The 18,171-nt window shown below is 38.1% G+C and carries 19 protein-coding genes; 1 reads left to right on the plus strand and 18 read right to left on the minus strand.

What is annotated here, in order from left to right; genetic code table 11:
* Positions 1-2: 2 nt before the first annotated feature.
* Genes BI350_RS13825 through BI350_RS13855 form a run of 7 tightly spaced genes read right to left on the minus strand, consistent with a single transcriptional unit; the run spans position 3 to position 7,425 of the window.
* Positions 3-629, minus strand: a complete 627-nt coding sequence (locus tag BI350_RS13825; RefSeq protein ID WP_075528669.1) for an acetyltransferase — start codon at positions 627-629, stop codon at positions 3-5.
* Entirely contained in the window at positions 622-1,701 is a 1,080-nt protein-coding gene (gene neuB / locus BI350_RS13830) for an N-acetylneuraminate synthase (RefSeq protein ID WP_075528670.1), read from the minus strand. Before neuB ends, BI350_RS13825 begins: the two co-directional genes overlap by 8 nt.
* Positions 1,698-2,825 (minus strand): UDP-N-acetylglucosamine 2-epimerase, encoded by a 1,128-nt coding sequence (gene neuC, locus BI350_RS13835; RefSeq protein WP_075528671.1) that lies wholly within the window; start codon positions 2,823-2,825, stop codon positions 1,698-1,700. The genes neuB and neuC overlap by 4 nt, the downstream gene beginning before the upstream one ends.
* Positions 2,826-2,831: 6 nt before the next feature.
* Complete coding sequence (locus BI350_RS13840; protein ID WP_075528672.1) at positions 2,832-3,986, minus strand: LegC family aminotransferase; 1,155 nt, start codon at positions 3,984-3,986, stop codon at positions 2,832-2,834.
* Positions 3,983-4,993, minus strand: a complete 1,011-nt coding sequence (locus tag BI350_RS13845; RefSeq protein ID WP_075528673.1) for an NAD-dependent 4,6-dehydratase LegB — start codon at positions 4,991-4,993, stop codon at positions 3,983-3,985. Before BI350_RS13845 ends, BI350_RS13840 begins: the two co-directional genes overlap by 4 nt.
* Entirely contained in the window at positions 4,977-6,776 is a 1,800-nt protein-coding gene (locus tag BI350_RS13850) for a motility associated factor glycosyltransferase family protein (RefSeq protein ID WP_168157272.1), read from the minus strand. Before BI350_RS13850 ends, BI350_RS13845 begins: the two co-directional genes overlap by 17 nt.
* Before the next feature lie 46 nt (positions 6,777-6,822).
* Positions 6,823-7,425, minus strand: a complete 603-nt coding sequence (locus BI350_RS13855; RefSeq protein WP_075528675.1) for a hypothetical protein — start codon at positions 7,423-7,425, stop codon at positions 6,823-6,825.
* A 135-nt stretch (positions 7,426-7,560) separates the two neighbouring features.
* Here BI350_RS13855 and BI350_RS13860 point away from each other — a divergent pair, with 135 nt between their 5' ends.
* On the plus strand, positions 7,561-8,823 hold the full coding sequence (locus BI350_RS13860; protein WP_075528676.1) for a motility associated factor glycosyltransferase family protein: 1,263 nt from the start codon (positions 7,561-7,563) through the stop codon (positions 8,821-8,823).
* 563 nt (positions 8,824-9,386) lie between these two features.
* Here BI350_RS13860 and BI350_RS13865 read toward each other — a convergent pair.
* From BI350_RS13865 to BI350_RS13915, 11 genes are all read right to left on the minus strand, one after another.
* The gene (locus tag BI350_RS13865; RefSeq protein WP_075528677.1) at positions 9,387-10,202 is read right to left on the minus strand and encodes a flagellin N-terminal helical domain-containing protein; all 816 of its coding nucleotides are present in this window, start codon (positions 10,200-10,202) and stop codon (positions 9,387-9,389) included.
* Positions 10,203-10,528: 326 nt separating this feature from the next.
* Positions 10,529-10,759, minus strand: a complete 231-nt coding sequence (csrA, locus tag BI350_RS13870; RefSeq protein WP_075528678.1) for a carbon storage regulator CsrA — start codon at positions 10,757-10,759, stop codon at positions 10,529-10,531.
* Positions 10,760-10,762: 3 nt separating this feature from the next.
* Entirely contained in the window at positions 10,763-11,203 is a 441-nt protein-coding gene (gene fliW, locus BI350_RS13875) for a flagellar assembly protein FliW (protein ID WP_075528679.1), read from the minus strand.
* A gap of 142 nt (positions 11,204-11,345) precedes the next feature.
* Positions 11,346-12,242 carry a flagellar hook-associated protein FlgL gene (gene flgL / locus BI350_RS13880; RefSeq protein WP_075528680.1) on the minus strand — a complete coding sequence of 299 codons (897 nt, stop codon included), beginning with the start codon at positions 12,240-12,242 and terminating at the stop codon, positions 11,346-11,348.
* Between the two features lie 32 nt (positions 12,243-12,274).
* The gene (gene flgK, locus BI350_RS13885) at positions 12,275-13,834 is read right to left on the minus strand and encodes a flagellar hook-associated protein FlgK (RefSeq protein WP_075528681.1); all 1,560 of its coding nucleotides are present in this window, start codon (positions 13,832-13,834) and stop codon (positions 12,275-12,277) included.
* A 12-nt stretch (positions 13,835-13,846) separates the two neighbouring features.
* Entirely contained in the window at positions 13,847-14,347 is a 501-nt protein-coding gene (locus BI350_RS13890; protein ID WP_075528682.1) for a flagellar protein FlgN, read from the minus strand.
* Positions 14,348-14,371: 24 nt separating this feature from the next.
* A complete protein-coding gene (gene flgM, locus BI350_RS13895; protein ID WP_075528683.1) occupies positions 14,372-14,635 on the minus strand; it encodes a flagellar biosynthesis anti-sigma factor FlgM in 264 nt (87 codons plus the stop codon).
* 62 nt (positions 14,636-14,697) lie between these two features.
* Entirely contained in the window at positions 14,698-15,129 is a 432-nt protein-coding gene (locus tag BI350_RS13900; protein WP_075528684.1) for a TIGR03826 family flagellar region protein, read from the minus strand.
* A 21-nt stretch (positions 15,130-15,150) separates the two neighbouring features.
* The gene (locus tag BI350_RS13905; RefSeq protein WP_075528685.1) at positions 15,151-15,756 is read right to left on the minus strand and encodes a ComF family protein; all 606 of its coding nucleotides are present in this window, start codon (positions 15,754-15,756) and stop codon (positions 15,151-15,153) included.
* Positions 15,753-17,129, minus strand: coding sequence for an ATP-dependent helicase ComFA (locus BI350_RS13910; protein ID WP_075528686.1), 1,377 nt, complete (start codon positions 17,127-17,129; stop codon positions 15,753-15,755). The genes BI350_RS13905 and BI350_RS13910 overlap by 4 nt, the downstream gene beginning before the upstream one ends.
* A 22-nt stretch (positions 17,130-17,151) precedes the next feature.
* Positions 17,152-17,997: a DegV family protein gene (locus BI350_RS13915; protein ID WP_075528687.1), complete on the minus strand. Its 846-nt coding sequence runs from the start codon at positions 17,995-17,997 to the stop codon at positions 17,152-17,154.
* Positions 17,998-18,171: the final 174 nt, after the last annotated feature.

Genomic DNA, 18,171 nt, shown 5'->3' on the forward strand with positions numbered 1-18,171 from the left:
ATTTACACCTCTTTTGCGGGAATCCCATAGGCAGTTTTCCCAATGCCAAAATTTTTTACAACAGTTGCACCTGCTCCAATTGTTGTTTCTTTACCAATTATAATCCCTTGAATAATAGAAGACCCTGTACCTATATGACAACAATCTCCTATTTGGACACCTCCTGATAAAGTAGCTCCTGGTGCTATGTGGACATGTTTTCCAATTTGACAATCATGATCAATAATCGCTCCTGTGTTAACGATTGAATTATCCCCTATACTAGAATTTGATTGCAGTATCGAACCTGCCATAATTTGAGCACCTTGTCCAAATCGTACTGAAGGCGAAAGAATTGCAGTTGGATGAACAACGCTCGTAAATTTAAATCCCTTTGATTTAAAATATTCAAAGAGATTTTTTCTAATAGCATCTGCCTTGACAGTCCCAAGGCCTAAGACTAGTTCTATATCTTCCGGACTGTAACTTTCTGTAATAACATCATCAGTTCCCAAATAATTCAAATGACTAAGATCTTGTTTCTTTTTTAAATCAGTATATCCAATGATTTCCCGTTCCTGTGCAATCAATATCTCAGCTAAAACTGAAGCATGTCCACCGTTTCCTATAATAATTACAGGTTTATTCATCGAGTAATTCATCCGTTTCATAAGATTTTTTGGCTGTTTTTCCAATAAGCGACCAATAAGTATATGGCGGCATCCCGTTTCCGGGCCGTTTAATTACTAAATGATTTTCTGTGATTGTTTCTCCAATAGCGATGGGAACTTTTGCGACCACACTTTTTCGCGCTGCTTGGCGATTCTCAAATTCAATCGTTGTCGGCTTCTTAATTCCTGTACCAAGAGATTGCTCAATCACTCGAATTCCATTGACCATTTGCTCTAACTCTTTCGGTTCCAATGAAGCCCGGTGATCGGGTCCTGGTAGTTGGCGATTTAACGTAATATGTTTCTCAAGGACAACTGCACCTAGTGCCACGGCCGCAATCGGAACTGTGATTCCTTCCGAATGATCTGAAAAACCAATCGGCAATTGTAACTCGTTTTTCATCTGATTTATAGCAGTTAAATTGATCGTTTCAAAGGGTGCGGGATACTCTGTTGTACAATGTAAAACAGTCACATACTCTCTTAATAATAATTTTGCTTCGTCTGTATGATAAAATGCCTGTACTTTTTCCAGATTAACAAGTTGATTTGGAAAAGCTAATCCATAGGCCAAGAATGACAAGGCTTCATGGATATCATCCATTGTTGCCATGCCAGTCGAAATTATCATTGGCTTTCTTTTCGTTGCAATATAATGTATAAAAGGACTATTCGTTAGCTCTCCTGATGGGATTTTGAACGTACTCATTCCAATATCATCTAATAAAAAATCGACACTTTCAAAATCAAAAGGCGTCGATAAAAATTCGATTTCAAGTGTATCGCAATATCTTTTCAGCTCAATAAATTCTTCATAGGACAACTCAAGTTTTTTCAACATCTCAAACTGGGATGTTGCTCCGCCCAGATTATTTACTTGATAGTTTGCTTGCTGTGCATCAGGCGTTACTAGATTTTCGGTTTTAAAAGTTTGAAACTTTACTGCGTCCACTCCCGACTTCTTTGCAGCTTCAATTAATTGCTTTGCCATTTCAAATGAACCGTTATGATTAACGCCAGCCTCAGCGATGATATACGTGTGATGATTCATAAGCCATAAAACTCCTTTTGAACAAGGTAAGTATGTATACTTTTAAGATTTCTAATGATTTTTTCAGAGGATTGGCCATTCCCAAAAATTTTCTCATACGGCATTTGGTATTTTAAGGCTTGTTGAATTCCAAAATGAATAGAATTTTCATCAAGACTAACGGAAATAACTGACGAAGGATATTCCCTTCCCTTTTGGCGATCCCCACAATTAACAGTAGGCGTTTCCAAATAAGGTACCTCTATAAGACCACTCGAAGAATTCCCAATAACAACATCGGCGTGCTTCACTGCACTCAAATAACGCAATTGTCCCAATGAATCAAATAAATAAGCATTTTTATTCTTTGATACAAAGCGTTCAATCTCTTCATTTATCTCTCTTCCACCATTATCTGCATTTGACTTTGTAAAAACGAGATTATTCTCTTTGTAATTGGCTAAAGCAGCTAGGAGAGGGTGAATTCCATTTCTAGTACCATTCGTTTCAGGGTGATGAGTAATTAGGAAAAGTGGTTTCTCCTTATCGATTTTTAAATCATCGTATAGTTCATCCTTTGATAACAATGGGATCTTCAAAATATTTTCTATTCCGAGTGCACCAACATTCCAGACCCGCTCCGGATGTTCTCCCAGCTGAATCACACGCTCTCGATGAGATTCTGTACTAGTGAAATGCCATGTTGCCATTTTACTGATGGAATGGCGAATCGCATCGTCATAGGCGCCAAAAGTTAATTCGCCCCCATGAATATGGGCAATCGGTAATTGCATGATAAGGGCCGTTTGTGCAACGGCTAACATTTCGAAACGATCTCCTAATACAATTAGTAAATCGGGTTGTAATCGTTCAAATGCCTCTGCAAAACCAATTATTGCAAGTCCCATCGATTTTGCAACGCCAACCGCTGTATCCGATGACAATAACATCTCGACTTTTTCATCAATCACAAAACCATCTTCTTCAATTTGTTTATAAGTTAATCCAAATTCCGGGGATAGATGCATACCTGTAACGACTAATTGCAAGTCAAGTTCTTCATCTTCTTTTATTTTTTTCATAAGCCAGTACAATAAGCCATACTCAGCCCTTGTGCCAGTCACAACGCATATTTTTCTACGCAATAAAACTCACTTCGCTTTCAATGGCGTACTTGGGATATTAATTATTCTATTTTCCAAACTAGTCATATAATCTAAATTCCCTTTCGGCATAGTCTTATATGATGCCAACTTATGAAGAGGCGTCCAAATCGGTCTCGACATCACACCATGATTATTCAAAAAATCTAGTACTGTATCACGATGATGCTGCTCTTCTAACACCAATGTTTGTAGCCAATAATTACCTTTCGTATGAACAGGTTCCTTAAACAATGACACACCATCTACATTATTTACTAACGCTTCATATATTTTTGTAAGCCGTCTTTTTTGTTCAATAAATAGCGGCATTTTTTCCAACTGCGCACATCCCAATGCCGCATTTAGGTTCGGCATTCGATAATTATATCCTATCTCATCATGCTTATATGCCCATTTATGCGGTACTTTAGCCGTCGTCGTAATATGTTTAGCATAATCAGCAAGATTGTCATCGTTAGTTAAAATTGCCCCGCCGCCGCCTGTTGTCATAATTTTATTTCCATTAAAACTAAGAGCACTAACAAGTCCAAAACTACCTGTATGCTTTCCTTTATAATATGATCCTAGCGATTCCGCAGCGTCTTCTACAAGTGTAAGATTATACCTCTCACACAACTCAACTAATGGATCTAGGTCTACTGGATGTCCAAATGTATGCATCGGAACAACTGCACTAATAATCCGTCCTGTTTCTTTATTGACAAGCTTTCCATTTCTTATTTCACCAATCTGTTGAATATGCTCTTCTAATTTTATGGGATCTAAGCCAAGTGTTTCTTCGCCAACATCTACAAAATGTGGAATCGCCTGTAAATAAGATGCCGCATTCGCCGTTGCAATAAAGGTCAGTGAAGGCATAAATACTTCATCTCCTGCTTGTACACCTGCAACTTTTAAAGCGACTTGAAGCGCCGCAGTACCGTTGACAACAGCAACTGCACGTTTCACTCCTGTAAACTCTGCTAACTCCTGTTCAAAACGATCTACGTATTTCCCAACTGATGAAACCCATCCCGATTTTACGCAATCTGTTACATAATCAATTTCTAGTTCATTAAAGGTTGGTTCATGAAGTGGCACAAAATCTTTTTTGTATAAACCTTTTATTTCATTCGCAAAATTATCCCATTGCTCATTCATATGTTATACACATCCGTTTTGTACGATGCCAAGTTTTCAGGATTTGTAAACCACTCGATTGTTTCTTCCAGTCCTCGCTTAAACCCATCTTTTCCACCATAATTCGGTGTCCATCCTAATAAATCTTTCGCTTTTTTATTATCTGCCCACAAACGCTCTACTTCACTTTTAGCTGGTCTAAGTCGTTGTTCATCAGTTTCAATAGTTAAATCTACACCCATAACTTCAGCAATCATATGCGCTGTTTCACCGATGGACACTTCATAATTTGAGCCGATATTAATCACTTCACCAGTGGATTCGTCATGATTCATAACTGAAATAAAACCATTGACAGTATCTTTCACATAATTAAAATCCCGTGTTGGATGGATATCTCCTAACTTAATTGTTGACTGTCCTGAAGCAAGTTGCCCAATAATCGTTGGTATGACAGCACGTGCTGATTGGCGTGGTCCATATGTATTGAATGGACGAATAATCGAAACTGGTGTATCAAATGATTTATAAAAAGACATTGCCAGTTGATCTGCACCAATCTTGGTAGCTGAATAAGGTGACTGTCCTTGTAGTGGATGATTTTCATCAATTGGCACATATTGAGCTGTTCCATATACTTCGCTCGTGGATGTATGGATAACCTTTTCAACACCTAGCTCACGTGCTGCTTGAACAACATTTAAAGTCCCTTTAATATTCGTATCCACATACGTACCAGGTGAATGATAGGAATAGGGTATCGCAATTAACGCTGCTAAATTTAAAACATGTGTACAACTTTTCATCGCTTCTTTTACACCATATGGATCACGAATATCACCGGAAAACACATCTAGATTTTCTTTCACTTCTTTAGAAGTATGGTCCAACCATCCCCATGAATTGAATGAATTATAATAAACAAAAGCACGAACGTCATATCCCTGTCGAACAAGCTCTTCGGTTAAATGAGACCCGATAAAACCATCTGCACCTGTTACTAAAATTTTTTTATTCATCAAGTTCATTACTCCTATTTTCTATTCGTTTTTTCATTTCCTCAAAATAAGGTTTTACAAATTCTACATGCAAACTTACCTCTTGAATAAAACTACCAAATGATTCAACAACAATTTCTGCTTTTTTCAATAAATTATTTTCATAGCGAATCAATTGACTCTCTTCTGACAATCGTTCATTTTGGACTTTCAACATTGGTTCGACAAAACCACTATAAAATGAATTTCTCTTTAACCTGTTGAATTCTTTATCGAATAAAACAAATCGCTGTTCCATATTATTTGTTCTTCTATTTTTTAATGCACCATGAATAACTTCTAATTGTCCAACTATTTCTTTCAATAATAAGTCACAATTGTTGGCATCCCGTGAAATTTCCCTTATTCTTTTTTCCACATAGGAAAAATCATAAGCATTTAAGGTAGCTCCACCCATTTTCTTAACAACTTGAAAATTTAACCTTCCTTTAATTAAATCATCTAATTCAACAAACGAGGTACCTTCAATTTGCGCCCCGCCTTTTGTCGTATTTATCACTTCGATATTTCGATTAGCCTCAATATGCATTTCAAGTTGTTGGCGCATCGCATTGAATCCTTCATCGGTTTTAATATCATGACCGTAAACATCTTTAACAATTAAGGTTTTTATTTTTTCTTCTTCACTTAATTCATTGTCAATAAAATCGTACTGAATACCAGATGCATAAAGTTGATTATTTTGATAACCTAAATTCTGCCCTACCAACATCACGGGGTTACATTCAAGTTGGGTCAGTAATTGAAATGTCACTACCGCAATTGAAGGTGCATCTAATATAATATCAATTGATTGTGTTGTATCCAATAACTGCGGTGATACAGTATCTTGACTCGTAATCATATGAAACATTTCACCAGGATAATCCTCCAAAGTTTCGAAACCTACAGAACTCCCGAATATCAGAGGTATGTCTACAATATTTTTTTCTTTAATCTTTTCAATTACAAATTGATTCCTCTCGCTAGGATCATATGTACAAGCCGCATCTGGATAAATCCCATGTTCAATCAACGCATTAATCGCTGATCCAACAGAGAAAATATACGCAAGGCCATTTTCTTTAATAAAACGTAAGCTTTCAAATTCCTCATTCAACGATGGACCTGCCGCAACGATAATTGCAGGCTTTCCTTTAAACACATCTTTATCTACATCATGTAAGATATTTGGTGTTTTCAAAACCGTTGGGAAGTTTTTGATCGCATTAATGGTCCATCGCTTTTGGAATGAGACATTAACAGCTAATGCATTTTTTTTATTTCTTAAAGTTTCAACAGCTTTTTTTTGTATTGTTGCTATTTCCCTACCGTAGATTTTTTCATAAATAGGTAAAGTGAGGAGTTGTATCTTTCCTTTTGATATCGCAAGAAGCTCTTCTATCTCTTTACTTAATCGTTCAGATTCAGTTCCTACGAAAATCTGCTCTAAGTTCTCTAATGGAAGTTTACTTGTAGATAGATAAGCAAGCATTACTTCTTCATTCGGTTCATAGATTGAAAATTTCATATTGGGATATCGTTCAATAAACGTTTGGAGATGATAGCCTATTCCTATTCCGACAAAAAGTACGTGTTGATTAGTATTTCCATCAAATTTATCAACTAAACGTTCCGCATCTTTTTCTGGGTCATATTTACTATGAACATATTGCATTTTATCGCCAACAGCTACTTTTAATGTAAGTTTTCCTCTTCTAGATTCCTCGATAACAACATTTTTTGATGGCGCATTTTCTTCTAGTGCTATCATTCGCTTCAAAAGCTCTCGATTTTTCGTCCGCAGTGCATTTCGATTATCAATTAAGATCATGACGCATTCCCTCAGTATCAATTGCTATTTTAATTTCTTCAGCAAACGTTTCAAATACAGGTAATATTTCATATTGTAATATATCTGCTACGAGTACTGTGTCTGTATTTTCCAATGCTTCTTCCAAAGTCCCTAATTCATTTTGCAATTCAATAGCTGGTTCCATCACTGCATCCCAGTTTGTTGGACGTACGATTGACTGATCCACTGCTGTTATCATCGAGGCTAACCACTGTACGCCTTCAAATAATTCGATTAACCCCATCCAATTTTCTTTTGAGGGATTATGATAAAAGGCATCCGTTAGATCTGTTAGATGCGGAATTGCACGCGCTACATATTCTTCAGCCGATAATAGTAAATCATTAACGAACTGCTTCGCCCCGATTGCGATAATCTCTAGCTCAGTAATGTCTGTTAAATGACGCAATAAATACTCCTCAGGTGCTTCCGTGATTTCTTGTCCGTCCGCTACGAGATGACTAAAGTAAAATTGATTTCCTAGTAATACATTAACTTTTTCTATAATATCTTCCATCGTTGAATTTTGTTCAACTTCAATAATTTGTTCTTGAAAAAGGAGTTTCATGTTTTTCCTCCAAAGTAGTAGTATGTATAAATATATCTCACCATCTATTATATCGACCATAATGTTCAAAGTTCAAACGAATCCTTCATTTAATCTAAGGGGATTCTGTATTACAATAGAATAGGAGGGATGAGGATGACATTCACGATTATTGAAACAAAAACAGTACCAACCATTCAAGTACTATCGAATAGCAGGCGCATGATTTTACATAGTAAATACAATCCGTTAAAAGAAGTTAATATTTGGTGTGATAAAGAAGCAGATGAAATTAAAGAGGATGAAGAGATTATCGTTATTGGACTTGGTGCAGGTTATCATATTCAACAACTTGCAAATCGTTATCCTACTCATAAAATTACCGTTATCGAATTTAATGATCCTTTTTTTAAATGGTTCAAACAGAGTCCATTTAATGCATCATTATCTCAAAATGATGCGATTTCAATGAAACAGTTTAGTGCTTTATCACCTACTGAAAAAAACCAAATTTTCTCTTCCATCAGTTTAACTAATTTACTGATTCATAAAAGCGGTCTTGATTTATTACCTACTGAATTTGAAGGCGTCAAAATTGCACTAGAAGATATCATTTTGCAAAAAAATTCCTTACGAAAACAACTTGGGAATTTACATTCTAATTTTGAAAAAAACAATGCATTGAATGATAAAAGTATTTGTGATTTAAAAAATCTGTATAGCGGAAAACCGATAATTTTAGTATCTGCAGGGCCTTCTCTTGATAAGCAACTGCCTTTATTAAAGAAAATACATGATGAAAAACATTTCGTAATCGGTGCAGTTGGAACAGCCGTGAAACCACTTATTAAAGCTAAAATTACACCAGATTTTTTCATGATTATCGATCCAAATGAAGCGACCTTTGGACAATTAACGAATGTAAGTCTACCTGAAACGCCTTTATATTATTTGAGCACTGCTTATCATGATACGGTTATGTTGCACACTGGCCCTAAACGGATTGTCTATCAACGAGGATATGAAGCTGCCGAAACACAAGCGAACGCTACGAATTCTCCCCTTATTCAAACAGGTGGATCTGTCGCAACTACCTTACTGGATTTGATGGTTTATTTGGGTGGAGAAAACATCGCTTTAATTGGCCAAGATTTAGCCTATACAGACGGAAAAAGTCACGCAAATGCAGCATATGCTCAGATTAATATACAAGGTGCACAAAAAACGATTAATTATTTTCGGACAGGTAAAGTAGAAACAAATCGTAATTTATCACTGTATCGTAAATGGTTTGAACGATATGCCAAACAACATCATGGATTACAGTTATACAACTGTACAGAGGGAGGGGCGTATATTGAGCATTGGCAACACATTTCATTAAAAGACTTTTACAATAACTATAATGATCCTAAGTGAAATTTCTTTGATGAAAAGAGTTAGCTGATGGGATAACCATATAAGAATGGACTTACCAGAATCAGTATTACTAACTTTCCGATAAGTCCTTATGGTAAATTATTATGTCAGCTAAAATCCTTCACCAAAATCATTTGATAAAAAATCATAAAAACACGGCCGATTGCTCGGACCGTGTTTTTATTAGCCGTATTAGCCAAGTAGTTGTAAAACTCCCTGTGGCTGTTGATTTGCTTGCTAGCAATCTGTATCTTTCGAACACAGTATAGACTATATCTTCATCCCGTTACTTCAGGATGCTGGGCGCTTCGAATGTTAAAATGCATAACACCCTACGGATTTCATCGCCATAGCTTTTGCCTTAGACGGTATATCCTAGTCGTTGAACGTTCCCCACGATTTCTCGACAGAGGCTTCGCTGCTGATTGTCCAATCTCTCCATTTTTCAAACCATCACGTTTACCGTTTCCGATTCCGCTGTGGTAGAAGAGCTATAAGGATATTCCAGCAATTCACCCAGTGATGCTCTATATTATTACTAATATAGACGCCCGGTTACAACATTACCCTAGAAGTTGCAATACTCCTTGAGGTGTTTGTTGTGCTTGAGCTAACATTGCTTGTGATGCTTGTGTTAAAATGTTGTTCTTTGTGAACTCCATCATTTCTTTCGCCATATCAACGTCACGGATACGTGATTCTGCTGCCGTTAAGTTTTCTGAAGATGCAGCAAGGTTGTTAATTGTGTGCTCTAGGCGGTTTTGGATTGCCCCAAGTTTTGAACGTGTTGTTGATACCGCGTTAATTGCAGTATCGAGTGTTGCAATCGCACCATCGGCTGATGTTTGTCCTGAGATTTTCAAAGTGCCAATGGACAGATCACTTGCTGCCATACCGCTAATCTGTATATTAATTGACTGATTAGTATTTGCACCGATATGGAATTTTTTCCCCGTAAATCCACCACTTAACAATGTTTGCTTGTTGAATTCTGTCCTCTTTGTAATATCATCAATTTCTGCAATTAATGCGTCCAACTCTTCTTGCATTGACTCACGGTCAATTGTACTCATGTTCGTATCGTTCGCAGATTGCACTGCTAACTCACGCATACGTTGAAGGATTGAATGTGTTTCTGTTAATGCACCTTCAGCTGTTTGAATTAATGAAATCCCGTCTTGTGCGTTTTTCTGAGCCATGTCTAGGCCTTTAATTTGCGCACGCATTTTTTCAGAAATTGCAAGACCTGCTGCGTCGTCTCCTGCACGGTTAATTCGTAATCCCGAAGACAGTTTTTCTAGGCTTTTACCTACGTTTGTGTTGTTAAACGCTAATTGACGATGTGTATTAAGTGCCGCAATGTTGTTGTTAATTCTCATTGTTATTTTCCTCCTTGAGTTGTGTCGGTTCACGTCCTTGTGATCCGTTGTTTTTTTAGTAACATGAAGAAGCGCCGGCCGAACACATTCTGCATCTTACATTACTATTATCGGATAGGTTCTAAAAGTGTTTAGCTATTTTATAATCTTTTTTTCAGTTATGAAGGATTTGTGTCTTAGATGAATATGGAGGAAAGGGGGGGAGATATAAGGTATTTTTTATATACTCAAGGTTGTAGCTTAATTGTAGTAGGTGCGCAGGTACGCGTTCAATTTTATATTAACCGGATTTAATCTTATACCTGTGCACCATATTTCCTTATACATTATTTCTCATATTTTGTGTTCTTCAACTTTGTCAGGTCAATGTTATCGATAGCAAGAGCTTCTCTATTCGTCTTTGAAATAGATAAAACGAGTTCCCCTCTTAAAATATCGACTGATTTTGGCGCTTCGATGCCGATGCGTACATTATCTCCTTTAACTTCTAGGATGCGAATTTCGATGTCATCGCCGACTTTGATTGTTTCATTTTCTTTCCTTGATAACACAAGCATTGTTCACGCCTCCTCCTTCGTTTTTGTGTTGATTGAATGGCGCATTGAATAAATTGTGTCGTTTAAAATCATCTGTTTTGCTTGTTTGTTTTTCGTGTGGAAAATAAGAGGTGCTTGTAAATTAATTGTCGATGTTTCAAACGGCTCCTTTAGTGAGAGGACGTTTAGAACAAAGATATCTGATTGATCCTGTATTTTTAGCAAGTCAATTGTTGGCTCGTCAATTTCAAATACGTAGTCATCTATTAGTGTAAATGGATTCGTGACGATAAAAGCAATATGTGTGCTTGTTGTTGATTGAAGCACTTGGAAAACTTCATCTCCTTCAATAGGAAGAAGAATAAATCCTTTTTCCTCCTCAAATCCTGGTAATCCTTTTGGGAATGCCCATGTTTGTTCTTGCTCGATTTTGAGTGTACCGTGAAATTTTGTTTCGATTTGCATCGCGTCTTGCTCCTTTTCTATTCTAAATCGTATATTTGTAAACAAAAAGACCAGCGTGAATGCCGGTCATTTGTTTATTACCATTTGACGTCAATCTGAATAGACGGCTTTGGATTCACCTTCTATTCCACAGCGCTTAGCATCAACGTAGGAAGTCTACAAGCGATGGCTGAATAATTCGCGCACCGACTGATAAAGACGCGCGGTGAATCGCTTCTTCAGCAAACATTTCTGTAATTACTTTTTCGAATTCAATGTCTTCGTTTTCAGACATTCGTTTCGTTGAAGACAATTCGAGTGCCGATAAACGCGCATCCATCATCTCAACACGATTTTGTCGCCCACCGATGTCCGCGCGTTGGCTAACGACATTATCTAATTTTTCTCCAATTGCTCCAATTGCTTGGTTGTAATCTTCTTGTGTTAGATTATCTTTTTCTATTAATCCTTCGAACATTTTATCAATTTCTTGAAACATTTTAAAACCTTGAGTGTTTACTTCTATTTTCACACCATCAAATACCTTGATTTCGATTTTTTCTTCAAAGCCAGGTAATGGCGTTTTATTTGGGTTAGTTCCTATTTCTTGCAGTTCTCCGTCTTTAAAAAGCGGTTCTCCCGTATTCGTTCCGCTGAATATATATTTTCCAGCGACTTTCGTATTTGCCAAGTCTTTGATTCGATTTTGGAGTTGTTTGAGTTCGACTTTCAAGTTCTCGCGGTCTCCATCACTTATTGAATCACTTGCACCTTGTGTAACAAGTTCATTGGTACGGTGAAGGACCTGTCCGACTTGATTTAGCGCTTCATCTGTGTTGTCCAACCAGTTATTCACTTCTCCAAGGTTTCGCTGATATTGATTTATTTTATCGACTTGCATTCGATAGGCCATCCCTTTCATGACAGCCCCGGGATCATCGGATGGACGACTCAGTTTTTTACCTGATGCAATTTGTTCTTGTAGTTTTCCCATTTTATTATAACTTGCGGATAGATTCCGAAGCATGTTATTTGAAAGCATTGATTGTGTTACGCGCAATCTATTTCCTCCTTCTACAAATTACTCCTTACTTATCTACCAGCAACACCCATTCCGTTAATAATTTTATCGAGTGTTTCATCTATAACCGTTATCATACGTGCAGATGCATTATACGCTTGCTGGAATTTAATCATATCGGTCATTTCTTCATCAAGAGAGACAGAACTGATTGATGCACGTCGATGTTCAACTGCTCCTAATAACGTGCCTGTATTAACCATCATTCGTTCAGCTCGTTTACCATCTTCACCAAGTTGACCGATGAGTGCCTGGTAAAATGATTGGATAGTTGAGCCACCGAGTCCATTTAGGCCATCAAATTGAAGGTCCGCAAGCGCTTGAGCATTTTTACCGTTTCCTTCTTGTGGATTATTAAAGTCTGAATCTGAAGCCGCAAATCTGCTTGCGTCATTAAGTATTTCCTTACTGACAGAAATATTTTCGGCAGTGATTTCTGGCTGACCGTTAGAACCAAAGAAATCTGTTCCTTGGTTTCCTTTTAAATCTGTCCCTTTTTTATGAATATCATTGAATTTTTCCGCAAATTCTTTTGCCATCTGATTCAATTCAGCAATCATGTCTGGATATGTTCCTTTTGGTCCGTTAGTACCCGTTACGCCATAAGAATTTATCAATGATTTTAAGCGTCCAGTATCTAAAAGATTATCATGACTAACGTGTTCTACATCCCCACCGCCTGCAGGTTTTATATTCAACCCAGTTAGTGGAGGGTTCGTACCATTACCTGTAAAATTAGCCCCTATCGTTCCATGGTTTCCCTTTTCCACAAGCGTTACAGATCCACCATTATTTTTTAGTTTCACCTTCACCGTACCTTCAGCTATATCCAACGCACGACCGCCTGATTTTTCGTACGCTACTTCAATTGGAATAAGCATAGATAGCTCATCCAATAAAACGTCCCTAGCATCGTATAAATCATTTGGCATATAGCCATTCGGTTCAACTTTTGAAATTTGGTCATTTAAGTCGGCAACTTGTTTAAGTATTGAATTGATATGACCTTGTTGTTCTTTGCCATTTTCATCTGTTTGCAATGTTAAATTTTTAATTTCTTGATTTATATTACCTTGAATTTCTTTTAGTGTTTTATCAATATAGTGAAATGAATCAGTAAGGGCGACACCGCTTTGAATAGCAACTTTACGTGCCCCTTCGTTTTCAGGGTATACTGCTAAATCTTCTAACGACTGCCAAAACTGGCTAAGTGATTTCTGTAAGCCATAATGTGACGGTTCATTCAGTACATCTTCCATTTGACTAATCGCCCGTGATTGTGATTCCCAGTAACCTAATTTATTCGCTTCTTGTCTAAATTGATGGTCTACGAAGGAGTCGCGAATCCGTTGAATCGAACCCGCTTCTACTCCTGTACCTAGAAAACCGGGCATTGCCCCTGAATTCATGCCAACACCTGGATAGCCGCCTGTCGGTTGCATATTAACGCGTTGGCGAGAGTAGCCATCTGTGTTCGCATTACTAATATTATGTCCTGTTGTATATAAAGCAGATTGTTGTGTATATAATCCGCGTTTGTTCGTTTCTAGCCCCATAAAAGTCGAGCGCATTTAATTTCCTCCTCAAGCTTGTGAGTCAAATGTTGGTCGTGATCTCGTTTCATTCTTTCCGCTGATTTCGTTTTTTGAATAAGTGACTGTTTCTTGTTGTGGTCGTACCATGTCCAGCGATAGATTCACGAATTGAAGAGATTGATAGGTTAACTTTTGGTTCAAGTCGTTTTGCCATTTCAAGTCATGAATCACATGCAGGAGACGGTCCCTCGCCTCCGTAAGGCTTTCTTCTTCACTCGTTGACTGTACCGCGCGCTCTACGTCAGATATTGTAGGGTTTTCGGATACGAAGCGTCCTTGCTTCCTCAAATAATCTACTACAGTCTGTTGTCTTTGTTGTTCAATTTGGGCGATGGCGGCGAGATGTGCTTGTTCGTCTTTTAATAGTTGATTGAGCGCCGCCATATCGCCGTCTTTAATTAGCGCTGTCTTTTCATGCGCAAGGCTTAATAAACTCGTATGCATTTTTTCTAAATTATTAAGCGTCGCCAGTATTGGTTGAATCGACATGTTGTCAGCTACTTTCATTCATAATTATTTTTTATAATAGTTAATTAGCGACTTGGCAACTTCTTCTGCATTCACTTTATACGTTCCAGCATCGATTTGTTCTTTAATCTTTTGCACATGGTCTTTTCTTTCCGCTGCATACGAATTTATTTCTGAAAGTTTTTTTGCCTCAGACGAAATTTCAATTTTATCTTGTTGTTGAGCACTATGTTGAGCTGATTTACCAACTTTAAGCTCATTGGCCTTATAAGGATTTACCGCTGGGATATTTACTCTATTAATTTTCATCGCGTCCCACTCCTTCATAATTTCGTTCTTACTCTGTTATGTCGGTATATTTCCTTGATCATTTAGAGGTCTTTTGTACGATTATCTTGGCGGTTCTTATAGTAGCCTTTAGCATCAGATTGGCGCACAGCATCTCTAAATTTTTGAGCAGCTTCATACTCATTCAAATCACTTTTCAACTCTGTCACGCATGTTTTGCATAGTTTCCCGCTCGATGTCAGGCTACCACATTTGTCGCATGGAAACCCCAAGTTTGGATATAGAGCGGGTTGTAAGCGCCCCGTTCTAGCCCATTTGTGAAGCAACGATTCTTTGACACCCGTCACTTCAATAATTCGTTCAATCGTTGCTGCACGGTTTTCTCTTTTTCTTAAAAAACGGTACACTTCTTCGTATTCCTTTTCCTCTTCTTGTGCACATAGTACGCAAACTTCCCGCACGCCTATGTAGTTGAAAAAGTTTCCACAATTTGGACAGTTTCTTAGTTCAGCCATCAATTTCTATCCTTTCAATATCTATTTCGCACGAATTAACGTCACAGCTTCAACGCGCACTGCACCAGCATCTTTTAATACTTTCGCCGCATGCTGTAGCGTCGTTCCCGTTGTATAAATATCATCGATGAGTGTATACGTTTCCGGTTGAATTTGAATTTCTTGTTTCAATGCAAATAAAGGATTCATTTCCAGTCGTTCACGTCTCGTTTTTTCACCCATTGCACCTGTATCAAGTTTTTCTAATACATTGATATAAGGGATATTTGCAGCATCAAGTAATGCCTCTACTTGCGCAAATGTCCTGGCAAGTTTTTTCTTAGGATGCATTGGAATCGGCACGATATTCGTTTTACTCTTTAATACTTCGTTAATTTCTTTTCTAAAGACCTTTGCCAATGCAATGTCTTGTAAAAACTTAAATTGATGTAAATACTCTTTCATCGCATCGTTATAAGTGAATAGTGATGTGATGTATGCGATTTCTGAACTATTATCTATAATATCGGTTCTTTCAAATGAATTTGAACACCTTTCGCAAATTACCTCTTGTTCTTCCAGTCCAACAAGCGATTTCCAAGAGGGCATCGATACTAAATACGCCGCACAAAGCAAACACTCTTTCATAATTTCCCTCCTTTCTTATTCAAATTAAGTATTTCCTGTCTCGCATCATCCATCGCATTTGAAATTCCGTGATGAAAAAGAACGAAATCTCCATCTGGATAAGTGACAGCGCGTCCAACACGCCCGCCGATTTGAACGAGTGCGCCTTTCGTAAAAATTTGTTGTTCCGCACCTACGACGGCAACCTGAACATTCGGTATCGTAATGCCGCGTTCTAATATGGTCGTCGTTAATAATCCAGGAACTTTATTGTTTCTTAAAGCAAGGACATGTGCTTTACGATTTTCATGAGCAGCGTGGACGGATTGAATGCGTTCATCGACTGTTTGAAAGATCGGCAAAGCTTTTTCCATTAATTCGATGTGATGAAAGAAAATAAGAAATGGTTGTTCTCGTTCTAACCTTTTACGAATCCAGTTTACAAGTTTGGGTGGAAGTATTCCTTTTTCGATTTTCTGTTTATAATTCCATAAAGATTCGTACCGTGGGACTGGGAGGGGATGTCCATGAAAGCGTCGGGGAATGGACGAGATTGCCGCATGCTGTGTTGCTTGTGCAATAAGTTGTTTCGACGGCGTTGCTGTGACGAAATGAATGGGCGCATCCTGTTTCGCTGCTTTCTTTACTGCACGTTTTAACGTTTCGTCTGCTGTGTAGGGAAAAGCATCTGCTTCATCGACAAAAACGACATCGAAAGCTTCTTGAAAACGATACAGTTGATGGGTCGTCGCTAGGATCAGTTGAGCAGGTTCCAGACTCGGTTTTGCACCGCCATACAATGCATCGATGGGTGTCTTTGGAAAAGCCGCTTTCAAACGCGGTTCAAGTTCTAAAATTACATCGACTCGCGGGGCTGCAAGACAGACGCGTTTTCCTTCTTTTAATAATTCATAGATCGGCTCAAATAAAATCTCTGTCTTCCCCGCCCCACATACCGCATAAATGAGATGTGACTTTTTCTGACGATTACTCTCAATCAGTTCAGCAGAGGCCTTTTTCTGTAAAGGGGTCAAATTTCCTTGCCAAGCCATTTGATGTTCATTAGCAAATACTAAGTCTTCACCAGTCCACGTAATCAGTTCCGTACAAACGGACACGCGACCCATCTTGAGACATTGCCGGCAGTAAGCACATGGCCCATCACACTTCGCACAATGAAAGGTTGTAAATCTGGACTGCTCTTCATTTTCACAGCGACGACAAAAATAATATCTTTGCTGAAAGAACTTCGTTGTTTTCGATACGCCGGAAATGACTTTTATTTGACCAGCAGCAATATGTTCATCGATAATTTCAGCAGCAAAAGGGATATGTTCCCGATGCCAAATACGACCTGCTAAAAAATCTCTTACAGTAAAAACGGTATCTTTCATCTCGAACATACCCCCACTTAATTTAGTTTCCTTTTTTCACCCAACCAAGGCCCATTGATCCTTCTCCTAAATGCGTACCAATGACTGGACCGAAATGGCTAATTGTAAAATCGACATTCGGCAATTTCGCGGATAATTCTTTCAACCACTTCTCCGCATCTTCCGGACAATTCGCATGAATAATCGCTGCTTCCAATGGCATTTTCGCAGCATCTTCCGCAAGCATCTCCGCAATTCGCTTCATCGCCTTTTTACGTGTACGTATTTTTTCAAAAGGAACAATTACTTTATCCTCAAAATGTAAGATTGGCTTAACTTGTAATAAACTCCCGATAAAAGCTTGCGCTCCTGACAATCTGCCGCCACGTTGTAAATGCGCCAAATCATCCACCATAAAATAAGCGCGCATCGTTTTTTTCATTTCATTTAATTCGGCTAAAATTGTTTCCGGTGAAGCCCCTTCTTTTGCAAGTTCCGCCGCACGAAGAACATAAAATCCTTGGGGACAACAAGACAATTCCGAGTCAAACGCATACACGTCAACACCGTCTACCATTTCACCGGCTTGTACTGCTCCCGCATACGTTCCACTAATGCCGCTAGATAAATGAATCGAAATAATGGCGTCGTATTCTTCTTTTAGCGATTCAAATAAAGAAACAAACCTTCCGATCGGCGGTTGCGACGTTTTTGGTAACGGGCCATCTCCTCGAACCCGGTCGTAAAACTCCGTCGAAGAAATATCCACCTCTTCATCATATGACTCCCCGTCCAAAATGACTGTAAGAGGAATCATTTTAATATTGAAATCTTCCATTTTATGTAAGGGCAAATATGCCGTACTATCTGTAACAATCACAGTTTTCAACAATATCAACTCCTAGCTTATATTCTACCTAAATATCAGTGAAATTGGAATGTTGAATTCCGACTTCTTTATTAATGACTTCTATTAGTAAGGTCAAGTTTCACATAAATAGCTCTAAATTTAGCGAATTTTCATTCCTTTGTGGAATAACACTTCTGTTCGTGATATGTTTTA

Origin of the sequence: Sporosarcina ureilytica (assembly GCF_001753205.1) — a bacterium.
Taxonomy (GTDB): domain Bacteria; phylum Bacillota; class Bacilli; order Bacillales_A; family Planococcaceae; genus Sporosarcina; species Sporosarcina ureilytica.